Raw genomic sequence first — 13,999 nt, forward strand, 5'->3', positions numbered from 1 at the left:
TTGGGGGGTTACTGCGTCGGTGTCTGTCGGTCAACGTCGTACTTCGAAAGCTCCGCCGTCCAGTATATTCGCGGCTCGTCGGTGACGTACACGCCGATTCCCTCCTCCGTGTTGTGCTCCTTGAGAAGCGCTCTACGGTGAGAGGGAGAGTCAAGCCACCAATCAACTGCCATCTGAGCCAACGTTTCCAGCGAGTAGTCGAATTCTGGGGAGATCAGTGAGTACAGATTCTCGTAGACGACGGTCGAGTTGTACCCGTACTTCTGGAGCCGGCTGACGTGTAACTCACCGTTCTGATTCTCGTGACCGAAGAAGTCGTGGTTCGCCATATCCCGTGAGTGGAGTCTAGCAATGTCAGCCAACTCCGAATCGTACGAGAGTGGTTCACGGGAGTGTGCGATTCGTGCCCGGTTCGTCGCCTCGTGAGTGAGCTGCTCTAGCTTCTGAGTGTCGGAAACGATTGGGTGATGAGTGGCGTCATACTCCGGAATCGTCTGCACGTCGCCTGAGTTACCCCAAGTCGTGTGTTCATCCATTTCGGTGCTACCAAACCGGTTTGAACAGCCAGCGAAGGCGCTTGCAGTCAAACCGCTGCATACCTGGAGTAACCGTCGCCGATTCATGCAGATGTACCGGCTGTGCATTGTTTACTCATAAATCTTTCAGAATAAATTGGATTGGAATAAACAGAGTAGTAGCGGTTGTTATCCTTCACTCACGGTGTCATCGGTGGTCGCTCCATGGTAGGTGGCCAGTGGACTATTCTGAAGTACGTCATTACGCCGGTTCTGTACAGACTGGCTCGGTTGCGTGTCGTTCGTACCGCTGTCTTGTTGAGTTGACTCGTCGGACTGCGCTGTCGTTTCCGAGACCAAGCTATCGGTATCACTAATTTGGTCGTTCTGGACGGCTGAGACTCTGCCACCTGCTGCCTCGATAACACGATTGTCTGCTTGGTCGGTGGTAACTGCCTCAGTGATGCCGTCAGCAGCATCCACTGTGGGGTTGGTATCATCGGCTGGTGTGGCAGTGCCCTCTCCCACACCGGATGGTTCGCTTGTGTTTGGATTTTCCCCGTAGCGAGCAGCCATCGCCGTACCGTTTATTTCCTCGTCGCTACCGACTCTGACGAACACCGTCACTTGGTCGTGATTGCCGGGGCTAAGTCCATCCTCAATTCGAGGGTTTCGCAGTGTCTTGTGCTTATTCAGTGCGATATTGCTCCCTTCTTTGAGACTTGGATTACGTGCGGCTTTTGCTTCGGCGACGAGCTGTTTTGCTGTCGCTCCGCTCACTTGTGTCTCCAGTACGTAGCTGTCGGACCCTGTAGCTATATCGGCTACCCTATCGCCCATTGCTAGGACTCCAGAGACAGCGTAGTTGAGTTGTGCATTTTCCAAGCTTGGAGTATCATCTCGTACACTGATTTTGTCGTCGTCTGCGCCGGCAGTAGCAGTTATTTCACCTGAACCAGAGAGGATGAGGACTTCGTTCCCTTCCCCATCACCGACCTCATCTGTAGTCTGTTTGCTATCCGTACACGACATCGTAGTAATCCGAACAGACCGATACGTCTCCGCGCCGTGGTTATCAGTCGCGGTATAAGTCGCGGAGCTGACACCTGGCGAGTCGAGGCGTATCGGCATCTGTCTGTCCCACTCTCCGGTCGCGGTATCGCCCTCCTCGGTGACGATGGTCGGATTCAGCCGCACCGTCTCGCCGACGCAGCCGGTGACGGCGGGCGGGAGTTCGATTTGCGGGTCGCGGTTGGCGTCGCTAATCTCGACCACCTTCGTCGCGGTCGCCGTCTGACCGGCGGTGTCGGTGACGGTGAGCGAGATACGCCGGGTCTCGCCGGGTGCGTCGGCGAACGTGTGGGTCGCCGTGGATTGGTCGTAGCTGTACGCGCCGTGCCACGAGTAGTCGGCGATACCCTCGTCGTCGACCGCGTTGGCCTCGAACGTCGCCTTGCTGCCGGGTGCGACCGTGTTCGGCCCGGAGATGGAGACGGCGGGTGGCCGGTCGGTGTCCGTCGCACTGCCAGACCACGTATCGCCAGCGGAGGGGTGTGTCGACTGCGGTGGCTGTGTCTGCTGTGTCGCCGGAGTACCGGCGGTCGTCGTGGGGTCGGGGGTCGTCACGGGCTCGGGAGCCGTCGGCGCGTCGGTACCCGGCGACGATTCGTCGGTCGGACCCGCGCTGTCGAGCGAGACCGCGGGGAGGTCCCTCGCGCGGACCTGCTTGTCGAGGACGACCGACTCGGTGTCGGTGTCGACGACCCGGACGCGGACGATGTCGCCCTCTTGGATGTGATTTTCCGCGAGGTGGACGGTGAGCGCCTCGCCGTTTTGCCACACTGCGGGCGAGCCGCGCGTCGTCGTGCCGCTGAGTCCCTCGACGATGCTGCTTGCACGCACCGGCGAGTCGTCGCCGTCGTCGAACTCTAAGAACGGCAGTCGGTCGAGGACGTGAGCAGGTGGGCCGTCGTCGGTTGTCTCGTCGGCCTCGGCCGTCTCCGTCTCACGCTCCCCGGACGCCTCGGAATCGGCGTCGTCGGACGCCTCGTCGTCGTCAGGGTCGGCCGCGGCGATGCTCGCTTGGTCTGGCGGCCCGCGGGCCGGCGCGCTGGTGAGCCCGCGCTCGACGGCGTCGACGCTGTCGTCGAATGTGGCCGTCGTCTCCGTCTCGGTGACGACCGTCGTCTTCGGCACCATCCGGTAGTGGCTGATGAGCCGTTCGGTCGTCGTCCCGGTGCGAATCCGCTGCTCGACGACGCCGTACGTCGGTCGCTGGACAGTCACGGTCGTCTCGCCGACCGCCTCGTCGCTGGCGAGCGACCACTCCTCGCCCGGCTGTCGCGGGGCGAGTTTCGTCTGCGTCTGCTCAACTGACTCGACTCGGACCGGCGCGTCGCTGACCCGCTGCCACTCGTCGCCGGGAGCCTCGGCGGCGAGCGTCGTCTCGGTGCGCGTGCGGTCGACGCGAGAGACGACGGCCGCGCTCTTGCGCGTCCATCCGGGCGCGGGCGGGTCGGTCGCGACCTCGCTGTCGGTGCGTTCGACCGTCGTGTAATCGAAGGCGCGAGATGACGCTTTTTGCCAGCCGTCGCCGGTCGGCTCGCTCGTCGACAGCGTCTGTTCGGTCGTGCGGTCGACGCGTTCGTAGCGGTAGAACGCCTCGGTGTCGTAGTCGGCCCGCCACTGCCACTCGTAGGTTGGCTGGCGGACGGTCTCGTACACCGGGACGCGCTCGTACTCGTAGACGGGTTCACGGACCGTCTCGCAGGTGCGCCCGCGGGCGAACCCCCACGGCGACGGCGAACACTCCTCGCGGGTCTCGTAGCCGACGTGGACGCGTTCACGCTCCATGTCGACGAGTCGCCGCTCCGTCTCGGTTCCCGTCCGGACCCGTTCTCGCGTCTGGCCTTTGTACACCGAGTCGGTGTGGAGGACGCCGCTGGCACGCGACCACGCCGGTCCGGGCGACTCCCAGTCGACAGTCGTGTCGCGGTCGGTCGTGGTTCGCTCCCACCGGTAGCGCGGCACCCGTTCGGTCCACGTGTGGTGCCAGCGGTACTGGGGCACCTGTTCGGTCACCGTGCGATTCCAGCGGTGTATCGCTCGGTCGGTCGCGACCGTGCGGTTCCACCGGTAGGTCGGGAGCGTCTGTTCGACGGGTTCGGTGCCGGTCTGGACGCGCTTCCGGACGGTGTCGTAGACGGGTCTGGTGACCGTCTCGTACACCGGTTCGGGTTCGAGCCCGTTGGTGACCGTTCGGGTCGTCGTCTCGGTCGTGGTTTCGCTTCGCTTGATGGCCGCTCCGGCGTCTGTGACGGTGAATCCGCGCTTGTCGGAGTTGGGGAACGTGACCCGGACCGTCGTGGCGTCGAGATCGAGGTCAGACCCGATGACGGGGACGACCCGGAGTTGGTTCTGGGAGACGACATCGACGCTGGCGCGCTCGATGTTCGTCTCCGCGTCGGTCTGTTCGTCCATTCGTGTCGAGAGACCCGCGTAGACGACGCCGCTCATCACCACCATCAGCGCGACGGCGACGATCATCCCGGTCGTGGACGCGGAGGCCTGCTCGTCTGTTGTGAACATTGGGGGGTTGGGGAGTGGTCGGTCGGTAGTCAGTGCGTGCGTCGGGACGGGCATCGCGTCACGGCCCTCGTCGGGGGATTATCGCGAGGGCGGGGACGCTCACGGTAGGTCGACATCGCTCACCTCCTCGTCGGCGATGGCGTCGAGCAACGTCTCGACGGCCTGGTCGCGGTCGAGTCGAGGGTCGTCCTCGTCGAGGACGGACTCGAGAACGGCACGCTGGCGCGTCGTCTCCTCGGCGAGTGCGGCGACGAGCCGTTCGAGTCTGGCGAGTCGCTGTTCGCGGGTGCGCTCCAGTCGGTCGACGCGGCTGCGGAGCGCGCGAAACGCCGGGTCGGAGTCGTGAGTATCGTGTGGTGACATGGGGTGGCTGTCTCGTGTTCGTATTTAAGTCTCAGTCGTGGGTGTTCTGGACGCGAATCTCGAAGACGACGACCCGCGGGTCGTCGTCCCCGCCGCTGGCGTCGGGGAGCGTGACCCGGACGCGTTCGGTCTGCTCGCTCGCCTCGTCAGTCGGACGGGTGATTTCTGGAGCGGTGTACTCGAACGTGACCGTCCCGTCGCCGGCCGAGAGCCGGTCGCGGCTGGTCGCGCCGCCGGCGAGTCGGCCGTCGGTCTCGACGCTGGCCGTCACCGGCACGTCCGGCTGTGGGTTCGCGTAGCCGTCGGCGACTCGCGCGGTGAGGGTCGTGGTCGTTTCCTCGGCGACGACGGGCGTCCGGTCGTCGGTCGCGAGATACGCCGGTTCCGGCTCGCTGTCGTCTGGGAAGCCGGGCTGGTGGCCGGTTCGCCAGCCGACCTTCGCCATGTCGAGCCGGTAGCTGACGCCCGTCTCCAGCGAGACGGTGAGCGTGCCGTCGGTCTTCTCGATGCCGGTGACGTAGCGTCCGTCGCCGTCGTAGGCAGGCGCGGCGGGCGTCGTCTCCTCGTCGAGTTCGGCGGCGAGGAGCTCCCGCCACCGTCGCTCGGAGAGCGTCGTCTCGAATCGCACCCGAATCGGGGTCGCGTCCGTCGACTGCTCGACCCGAATCGCGCGGTCGGCCGCCGAGAGCCGCTCGGTGCGGAGCGTGAGCGGCTTCGTCTGACCGGTCGCGATGTCGCCGGTCGTCCAGACGAGATTCAGGTTCCGGCCGTCGACGACCTCGCCGCCCGCGATTGGTTCGGCGTGGTCGCCGTACTCCTCTGTGAGGACGCCCTGCGCGAGCCGCGTCGTCGGCGCGTCGTACTGGTGGTAGCCGGGCGTGTATTCGAGCGCGGTCGTCTCCCCCGCGATGGGGTCGCCGGCGAAGTGGTCGGCTGCGCTGGGGTTGGTGGCCGTCGCGCCCGTGACGGTGAGCCGGCCGGCGTCCTCCGTGTCGAGGGTCCCGTACGGTCCGGGCGGCTGGGCGAGAATCAGGTAGGTCGGGTAGCTGTCGCCCATCCGGAGGACGCTGGCCTGGCCGCCCGCGCCGTCGGCGACGACGCCCCGGTCGGCCTGTATCTCCTGCATGTCGGCGAGGACGGTGCTGGAGTGGCGCAGTTCCGTCTCGGACTGAACTTGGGGAGCCAGCGACACCTGCGCGACCAACAGGAGACTGAACAGGCTCCCGATGGCGAGTATCAGCCCGATTTGGGTCGCCTGTGCGCGCGTCGCGTCGGCGAGAGAGGGGCTCGGTGGTGTGCTGTCAGTGCTGCTGTCGTGTGGTGGTGTGTCGGTCATGGTCAGACGAAACAGAAGACGACGGTCGCGAGCAGTAGCTGTGGCAGTGCGAGTTTCAGCCCCGAGAGCGCGCTGTCGTAGGCGATTTGGCCCGAGACGAGCCCCGTTGCCAGCGCCTGCAAGAGTGCGCCGTGGAACAGGACGACCCGGAAGGCGTCGATGTCGATGTTCGTGCCGAAGGTGGTCGCCCCGAGTTCGCTGGCCTGCGAGGCGGCCTCGACCATCGGCGGGAGGTAAAACTCGATGACGCCGACCGCGACGACGAGATACAGCAGAAACCCCATCACGCCGATGACGAGTTGGTTGCGCGTCTCGTCGCGCCGGCGCGTCTCCAGCCGGTAGGCGTTGCGCACGTCGTCGGCGACGACCGTGAGGACGGTCCGCACGCGCCCGCTGGCGGCGTTCGCCTCCGCGAGCAGGTGGACGACGCGGGTGAGCCGCTCGTTGCGCACGCGGTTCGACATCCGCCGGAGCGCGTCGCCGAGGACGACGTTGTAGTTCAGCGCGTGGTCGACGCGCCGGAACTCGCCGGCCAGATACCCCTCCGAGGTTTCGCCGACCAGCCCGATGTTTTGCGCGAGCGTCATCCCCGTCTTGGAGGTGCTGGCGAGCTTTCGTACCACGTCCGGGAGCTCGCGGTTGACGCGCTGGCGGTGGCGATACTGCTGTTCGTGGAAGTACGCGAGCGGCACGAGCACACCGAACAGCGGGACGACGACGGACAGGAGCGTCGTCGCAATCGGGGCGGCGAGGAAGCCGGCCGGCGTCGGCACCGAGACTCCCGCGAGCGCGAGCACGCCGACGTACAGGAGCGCGACGGGAGCCGAGATGGCGAGCGAGACGACCGGTCGCCGGCGCACGAGGTCGATTGGCGCACGGAGCGTCCGAACCGTAGACTGTCGACGCAGTGCGGCCCGCAGTCCCTCGATACCGCTCGCTTCGGCCGTCGAGAGGGCGTCGGTGTGGCCGCTGGTCCGACTCGGCGCGCGGTCGGTCGTCTCCCCGTCAAGCCGGGCCGCGAGTTCGGCGACGGAGACGCGGTCGTCGTCCACCGGAAGGGTGGGGGAGGTGCCGAGGTCGTCCGGAGACACCGTGTCGATGAGGACGATGAACCCGACCGCGACGGTCGGGACGAGCACGTAGACGACCAACTGGAGCCGCGCCATCCCCGACCCCGAGATGGCGACCATGATGGTGAGCGTGATGAGCAGAAAGAGCGGGAAGGCGACGCCCGCAATCATGTACAGCTGCGCGTACATGCCGACGGTGTCGACCATACGGTCGTTGGCCCGGAGCCGGCGCTCCTGATACTCCTCGGCCTTGCTCCGGAGGAACGGCGTCACGTCACCCCCCGTGTCGATGATACCGATCATGTCGTCGAGCAGTTCCGCGAGTTCGGTCGACGGGGTCGATTCGCGGGCGCTCCGGAGCGCCGCCCGCAGGTCGGACCCGAAGAAATCCATGTCGTTCGTGACCGCCTGGAAGGCGACGGCCACCTCGCCGTAGGTGTCCTCCGTCTCCGCGAGCCGGCGCACGATGGCCGGAAACGGGAGGTCGCCCTGCGAGAGCGCAAACATGTAGGTGACCGCCTGCGGGAGCAGATAGTCGATGGCGCGCTCGCGCTGATACGCTGCGAATTTGGGCGCGTAGTAGAGCGTGACGCCGACCGGCACCGCAAACAGCAGGGCGACCGACAGTGTGACGAACCCCATCGCGATGGGCACCGCCAGCAGGTCGACGACGGGCGCGAGCGGACCGAGCGGGACCGCGAGGCCCAGCGTCGAGAACACGCCGAGCTGTCGAAACAAGAGTGCAAACAGCAGGCCGACGACCGTACCGACGGCGAGGGTGAGCAGCGTCCAGAGTGTCGTACGAGCGAGATACCGGTCGTACGTCTCCTCGTAGCGCGCCTGATTCACGACCCGACGGTACGGCTCGAACCGGTCGCGGCGGTCGCGAAACCACCCGGCGAACCGCCGGTAGGCGAAGCGGTCGAGCCGGCTTCTGTCGGCATCGGAAGCGACCCGTTCGCGGATCTCGACGACGGCGTCGGCGACCCGGTTCAGGAGTTCGGTCCGTCGCTCCGTCTCGGCGTCCACCTCGAAGGCGGCGTCGTCGGCGCTACTCGCCACCGTCGTCACCCGCCTCGATGTGGTGGAGCGTCTCGGCGTCGAGCGCGCCGGCGCGCACCTGCTCGATGACGCGGTCGGGCGAGCGCTCGAAGGCGCGCACCGCCGCGGAGACGGCCTCGTAGCCGCTGATGTCCTCGGCGACGAGGTACGCGAGCAGTTCGCGCCGGCGGTCGGTCCGGTCGTCGATCGCCGGCTGTTCCTGCCGGAGAGTCGCCATGTGTGCCGACCGGTTCACCTGCTCGATGGTGTCGTCCGGCTCGCTCCACTCGAAGACGGTGCGGGTCTTGAGCCGCCCGCCCTCGATGTCGAGTACTTCGGCGATTTCGGTGTTTCGCCGCTCGCTCTCGGAGCCGACCTGCGCCTGAAAGCAGAGAAAGCCCAGCTCCGAGATGAGTTCCTTCTCGACGCCCATCCGCGGGCCTTGCAACCGATTCAGGACGGCCTCGACGCGGTCGGCGTGGAACGTCGAGTAGGTCGTGTGGCCCGTCGACATCGCCTCGAACATGTCGCGGGCCTCCTCGCCTCTGACCTCGCCGACGAGGATATACTCCGGCCGTTGGCGGAGCGCTCCCCGCAGGAGGTCGAACATGTCGATGCCCGTCTCGTCGGCGTCGCCGGTCATCGGCTCGCGGGTGAGCGAGGCGACCCAGTTCTCCTGTGGAATCTGGAGTTCGCGGGTGTCCTCGATGGAGACGACCTTCGACTTCGGGGGCAGAAACATCGAGAGTGCGTTGAGCGCGGTCGTCTTGCCGGAGGCGGTTCCGCCGGCGACGATGCCCGAGAGGCCGGCGTCGATACAGGTCCACAGGTACGCGAGCTGGTCGACGGTGAACGTGCCGAGTTGCACCAAGTCGACCGGCGTGAACGGCACCTCGCGGAACTTCCGGATGGTGAAGTTCTCGCCCCGGGGCGCGACCTCATCGAGCGTGAGCTGGATGCGCGAGCCGTCGGGGAGGGCCGTCCCCTGCATCGGCTTCGCCGTCGAGATATCCTTTCCCGAGCGCTGGGCGAGCGTCTTGATGAACGAGCGGAGTTCGCCCGCCTCGTACTCGATGTTCGTCGCGAGGTCCTCGTAGTCGCGGTGGTAGACGAAGACGGGACTCTCCGGCGCGTTACACGACACCTCCTCCAGCCGGGGGTCGGACATCAGCGGGTCCACCTTCCCGAAGTGGACGAGGTTCCGCCTGAGATAGTAGCAAATCTGCTGGAACGACGGCTCGGGCACGTCCAGTCCGGGGAGTTCGTCGATGACGCGGCGGGCCTGTCGTTCGAGCATCGCCTCGCGTTCGTGGTCGTCTTCGCCGGGGGCGACGCGGTGGACGAGATGCTCCCGGAGTTCGCGTTCGAGTTCGCGGTAGACGTAGTGTTCGTGCTCGTCGAGGTCCGGCTCGACGACGTGGTAGCTGTACTCGTCGGTTCGCGTATCGCGAAGGACGACGGCGAAGGCAAAGGGACGGACGAGCCAGTAGCGCTCGGTGATTTCGACGGCGCTGTCGGTCTCCGCCCCGAGTTCCGTGCGCATCGGCACGAGGAGATTCCGGGTCCGTTCGTCGGGTATCGGCTCGCCACTGCGGTCGCCGTCGGCGGAATCGAGCGGCAGGTCGGGCCTGCCGGGGGGTGTCGGCCTGCTCGATTCGCTCGGTTCGCTCATGATGATAGCCGGTTCCACCCCACACATTAATATCTGTTGTTAGTAGCTGGAATTAAGTTACAGGCTCCACGTTTTTATCCGAATCCGGTGTAGGCCCGGTATGGCTCGCGACGCGTTCCGGACCGGCGTACACAGCCTCGACAGAGCACTCGGCGGCGGCGTCCCGCCGGGGTCGGTCGCGGTCGCGCTCGGCGACGCGGCGAGTGCGGTCGAACTGCTCGGCTACCGGGCGGCCGTGGCGACCGAACGCGACACCCGCTATCTGACGACGATGCGGACGCCCGCGACGGTGCGGGAAGCCATCGGCGACGCCGCCGGCGCCGGCCGGACGCTGGGTGACCTCGCCCCGGCCCACTCCGGGACGGTCGATATCCGACAGGTCGGCGTCACCGGACAGTTGGCCGGCGGCGTACAGCCCTCGCTGGGCGAGCACGACGCCGTCGTCGTCGATTCGTTTCGCGACGTGCTCGCGACCGACGGCTGGCGCGACGCGTTCGCCGAGATTCGCGACCACGTCCACGAGCGCGACGGGCTGGCGCTGCTCGTGCTCGATGTCGACCCCGACGAGACGTTCGCCCGCCCGGTCCGGCAGGTGTGTCGGGCGGCCGACGCCGTCTTCGAGTACCGCGCCGACCGCGCGACGGAGGACACCCTGACGGCGCGGAAGGTGCGCGGACTCGCGGCCGCGGAGCCGGTCTTGCCCGTCACCGTCTCGCTCGAGGTCGGTCGCACCCTCCGCCACGACCCCGACCGCGGCCACCAGTAGGGTGTCACCGTCGCCGCGGTGCCGGCGTGTGTGCAGTGTGGACGATGCGGGCGACGAGCAGTCCGCCGAACAGCCCCGCGACCGCGAACAGACTCCCGGTCGTGAGGAGCGCGACCACCAGCGTCGCCAGCCACGCGTCGGGAGCCGTGACGCCGGCGGCGACGAGTCGCGTCGCGACGTAGCCGGTCGTCGCGCCGAAGCCGACGACGAGCGTCGTCCCGGCGAGTGAGGGACGCACGTCAGACCACGCCCGGCGGGTGACCGTCGGTCACCGCGCGCCACACCGCGAGCGCGACGACCAGCGTCAGCGCCGTCGTTCCGAGGACGAGCAGTCCGACGAGGGTGGCGAGCACCGATCGCCCGCCGGCGACGTACTCGTACAACAGCACGACCGAGCGATACAACACCACGGCGGGGGGAGCCGTGAACGCGCCGACGCCTGCGACGCCACCGGCGAGACGCCACAGGCGAGTGAGTAGGGGGAACATCTGATATCGTACCGGGGTGGGAACGCGACTCCGGTGTCGGCGATTCGACCCGGCGAATAAATATCTGTCTTTTCGGCCTGGAATTTTCCCGCGGCGAGAGGGAGGAGAGCAGCGGAGACGACCCAGTGGACGGACTTTTGCCCGCGCACGTCTCAGAGGCTGGTGGTGGCGGTGACGACAGTTACCCCCTCCGAGCCCCGTGTGACGAGGCCTTTCCTCCGAGCCACCATCTCCCGGAAGATCTACACCACTCGCCCGTGACCGACGGGTGTGAGCCGCTGGCGCAACGCCGTCCGGGCCGAACTCCTCCGCTACCGGACGAGCACCGACCGGACGCGCGTGACCCGCCAGACGCTGCTTCGCCAGTCACTCGACACGCTCAGCGAGCGGTTTCCCGACGCAACCACGCCGGAACAGACGCTGAGCCGCACGCTACAGGAGCTTCGCGACCGCGAGGAAATCGCCTTCGCTGACGACGGTGTCTACGAGATTCAGGAGCTTGCGCCGCCGTTCGACGCCGGGGAGACCTACACCCGCGCTCGTATCCACGACCACTACGGCGGGAAGCGGCAGGCCGGAATCGCACCGTCGGCGTCGTACCCGTTCGTCTTCCTGTTTTACGGCGCGGGTGACGGCTACGGCTACGAGGATGGCTTCGACGGCGACACGTTCGTCTACACCGGGGAGGGCCGCACCGGCGACATGGAACTGACGCACGGAAACAGAGCGATTCGTGACCACGCGAGCGACGGCCGTGACCTGTATCTGTTCGAGATGGCCGACGCCGGCGAGGTGAGCTTCGTCGGCGAGTACGCGTACGTCGACCACTTCAGACAGGAACTGCCGGACGCGACGGGCGACCGCCGGAGCGCGCTCCGATTCGAGTTGGAACCGGTCGCGACAGACCGCGACGCCGAGCCGACGCCGGACCTCGGCGACGAGCAGCTCGAACGGCTGTACGAGGAAGCGACCGGGAGCAACACGGGAGACAACGACGGGAACGGGCAGACAAAAGCGACCACCACGACGTACAGCCGGTCGGCGGCGGTCCGGTCGTTCATCCGGGCGTACGCCGACGGCGTCTGTGAAGGCTGTGGCGAGCCAGCACCGTTCCGTGCCGGTGACGGCGAGCCGTATCTCGAAGTCCACCACCTCCACCGACGCGCCGACGGCGGGGCCGATGACCCGAGTAACGTCGTCGCGCTGTGTCCGAACTGCCACCGGCGACGCCACTACGGGCGTGACGGCGACAGCTTCAACGAGGAGCTTATCGCGTACGCGGAGTCGCGACCGTTCTGATTACAGCACCTGCCGCGAGCAGGAGCCACAGAAGTTCTGCGTCTTCTGGTCTACCTCGCGCACGGTGGGAGAGAAGCTCATGACGCATTTCTTCTCGTCGCAGTGTTCGAGTCCGAGGGTGTGACCGATTTCGTGGACCACCTCTTTGCGGACGCGGTCGGTGAACACCTCTTCGGGGGATTTGGTCGCGCTGCCGCCGTCGGAGGCGGTCTGGAGGCGATTGGTGGAGATGACGCTGCCGTTGCCGGAGAGGTACGCCAGCCCGAAGACGTAGTTGCGACGGCGGTAGTAGAGGTCCTGTGTCGTGATGGCGATGTTCTTCGTGCCGGAGCCGACCCGCGCTGCGAGTTCGATGAACTCCTCGGCCCGGTACTGATTGCGGGCCTCGTCGAAGGCAGATTCGGGGAGGGGTTGGCGGTCGTGGAGCGTCACCTCGGCGTCGTAGACGGCGCGAAGCCCGGAGGAGGCCTCCCGCTTCACCACGGGGGGAACGTCCCCGACCGGCACGATGTCGACGTGCATACGAAACAGTTAGACCACATCGGAGGTAAGGTTTCCGCCATGTCCGACCCCCGACTCGCTGACGCGCTCGCAACCGACGCGAGCCGGGCGGTCGAGGTCGGTATCGGCAACCGCACCGACGTTGCCGCCGCAGTCGCCGCCGAGGCGGTGGCGGTGACCGCGACGGACGTGGTTGCACGGACCGTCCCCGACGGGGTGGCGTTCGTCCGCGACGACGTGACCGACCCCGACCCGTCGGTGTACGCCGACGCCGACATCGTCTACGCGCTGAACTGCCCGCCGGAGCTACAGCGCCCGCTCGTGACCGTCGCACGGGCGGCGGGCGCGCGGTGGGCGTTCACCACGCTGGGCGGCGACCCGGCGCTCGTCGACGCGCGGCCGAAAACGCTGCCGCATGAGACGCTATTTATCCCTCCCGACCCGAACGGTCGGATATGATAGATGCGGACGCGGTCGTGCTCGATATCGACGGTGTGCTCGTCGACGTGGCTGACTCCTACCGGCGCGCAATCGTCGAGTCCGTCGAGCGAGTGTACGGGGACACCATCGGCCGCGACGCCATCCAGCCGTTCAAAGACGCCGGCGGCTTCAACAACGACTGGGAGCTGACCTACGCGGTCGCGCTGTACGTGTTGGCGCGCGACGCCGGCTTCCCGCTCTCGGTGGAGACGTTCACCGAAAAAATCGCCGCCTCCGGCGGCGGGCTTGCCGGCGCGGAGACCGTCGTCGCCGACCACCTCGACCCCCACTCGCGAGAGGCGGTGTACGCCGACTGGGACCGCGACCGCCTCCGCGACGTGTTCCAGGAGCTGTATCTCGGGAGCGACCGCTATCGCGAGCTCGAAGGCGGCGACCCGACGCTCGACACGCCGGGGTACATCCACGACGAGCCGACCATCCTCACCGCCGAGACGCGCGCGGCCCTGACCGACGCGTACGACGTGGGCGTCGTTACCGGACGGCCGGCCGCGGAGGCCGACATCGCACTCGACCGCGTCGGCCTCGACCTCCCCGACGAACACCGGTTCACGATGGACGACCCCGCGCCGGGCAAGCCCGACCCGACCGCGCTCACCACGTTGGCGGAGCGGTTCGACGCCGAGACGATCGTCTTCGTCGGCGACACCCTCGACGATATCGAGACGGCCACGAGCGCCGACGCGACCGACGACCGCACCTACCACGGTATCGGCGTGTTGACCGGCGGGCTCACGGGCGAGTCGGGCCGCGAGAAGTACGAACGGGCCGGGGCGAGTGCCGTCATCGACTCCGTGAACGACCTCCCCGGGGCGCTTTCGGGCGAGGTCAGCCGGTCTCACAACGCTTAGGCGCGCGCCAC

Annotated in this window: 13 protein-coding genes; 4 read left to right on the plus strand and 9 right to left on the minus strand. The window is 66.9% G+C overall.

All coding sequences use genetic code 11. The features are described 5' to 3' along the window. Positions 1-8: 8 nt before the first annotated feature. The 6 genes from DM818_RS04620 to DM818_RS04645 all read right to left on the minus strand — a co-directional run bounded on the left by DM818_RS04620 (position 9) and on the right by DM818_RS04645 (position 9,585). The gene (locus tag DM818_RS04620; RefSeq protein ID WP_158601409.1) at positions 9-536 is read right to left on the minus strand and encodes a CAP domain-containing protein; all 528 of its coding nucleotides are present in this window, start codon (positions 534-536) and stop codon (positions 9-11) included. A gap of 168 nt (positions 537-704) precedes the next feature. After that, positions 705-4,103: a PKD domain-containing protein gene (locus DM818_RS04625; protein ID WP_123123741.1), complete on the minus strand. Its 3,399-nt coding sequence runs from the start codon at positions 4,101-4,103 to the stop codon at positions 705-707. A gap of 99 nt (positions 4,104-4,202) precedes the next feature. Then, positions 4,203-4,466: a hypothetical protein gene (locus DM818_RS04630; RefSeq protein WP_075937886.1), complete on the minus strand. Its 264-nt coding sequence runs from the start codon at positions 4,464-4,466 to the stop codon at positions 4,203-4,205. A 31-nt stretch (positions 4,467-4,497) separates the two neighbouring features. Then, positions 4,498-5,802 (minus strand): hypothetical protein, encoded by a 1,305-nt coding sequence (locus DM818_RS04635; protein ID WP_123123740.1) that lies wholly within the window; start codon positions 5,800-5,802, stop codon positions 4,498-4,500. Between the two features lie 2 nt (positions 5,803-5,804). Next, positions 5,805-7,934 carry a type II secretion system F family protein gene (locus DM818_RS04640; RefSeq protein ID WP_148040761.1) on the minus strand — a complete coding sequence of 710 codons (2,130 nt, stop codon included), beginning with the start codon at positions 7,932-7,934 and terminating at the stop codon, positions 5,805-5,807. After that, on the minus strand, positions 7,924-9,585 hold the full coding sequence (locus DM818_RS04645) for a type II/IV secretion system ATPase subunit (RefSeq protein WP_172977286.1): 1,662 nt from the start codon (positions 9,583-9,585) through the stop codon (positions 7,924-7,926). Before DM818_RS04645 ends, DM818_RS04640 begins: the two co-directional genes overlap by 11 nt. A 100-nt stretch (positions 9,586-9,685) precedes the next feature. Here DM818_RS04645 and DM818_RS04650 point away from each other — a divergent pair, with 100 nt between their 5' ends. Then, positions 9,686-10,351, plus strand: coding sequence for a DUF7125 family protein (locus tag DM818_RS04650; protein WP_153952370.1), 666 nt, complete (start codon positions 9,686-9,688; stop codon positions 10,349-10,351). Positions 10,352-10,355: 4 nt separating this feature from the next. Here DM818_RS04650 and DM818_RS04655 read toward each other — a convergent pair whose 3' ends face one another. Continuing rightward, complete coding sequence (locus tag DM818_RS04655) at positions 10,356-10,589, minus strand: hypothetical protein (RefSeq protein ID WP_075937881.1); 234 nt, start codon at positions 10,587-10,589, stop codon at positions 10,356-10,358. Position 10,590: 1 nt separating this feature from the next. Next, a complete protein-coding gene (locus DM818_RS04660; RefSeq protein ID WP_075937880.1) occupies positions 10,591-10,839 on the minus strand; it encodes a hypothetical protein in 249 nt (82 codons plus the stop codon). 270 nt (positions 10,840-11,109) lie between these two features. Between DM818_RS04660 and DM818_RS04665 the strand changes: the two genes are divergently transcribed. Then, entirely contained in the window at positions 11,110-12,138 is a 1,029-nt protein-coding gene (locus DM818_RS04665; RefSeq protein ID WP_079988925.1) for an HNH endonuclease signature motif containing protein, read from the plus strand. On the opposite strand, the gene DM818_RS04670 is transcribed toward DM818_RS04665, so the two are convergent. After that, positions 12,139-12,660, minus strand: coding sequence for an archaemetzincin family Zn-dependent metalloprotease (locus DM818_RS04670; protein ID WP_075937879.1), 522 nt, complete (start codon positions 12,658-12,660; stop codon positions 12,139-12,141). 39 nt (positions 12,661-12,699) lie between these two features. Between DM818_RS04670 and DM818_RS04675 the strand changes: the two genes are divergently transcribed. Next, positions 12,700-13,098 carry a UPF0146 family protein gene (locus tag DM818_RS04675; protein ID WP_153952371.1) on the plus strand — a complete coding sequence of 133 codons (399 nt, stop codon included), beginning with the start codon at positions 12,700-12,702 and terminating at the stop codon, positions 13,096-13,098. Beyond that, entirely contained in the window at positions 13,098-13,988 is an 891-nt protein-coding gene (locus DM818_RS04680; protein ID WP_143823830.1) for a TIGR01548 family HAD-type hydrolase, read from the plus strand. The genes DM818_RS04675 and DM818_RS04680 overlap by 1 nt, the downstream gene beginning before the upstream one ends. The last annotated feature ends 11 nt before the right edge of the window (positions 13,989-13,999 follow it).

It is taken from the genome of Halosegnis longus (assembly GCF_009663395.1).
GTDB classification, from domain to species: domain Archaea; phylum Halobacteriota; class Halobacteria; order Halobacteriales; family Haloarculaceae; genus Halosegnis; species Halosegnis longus.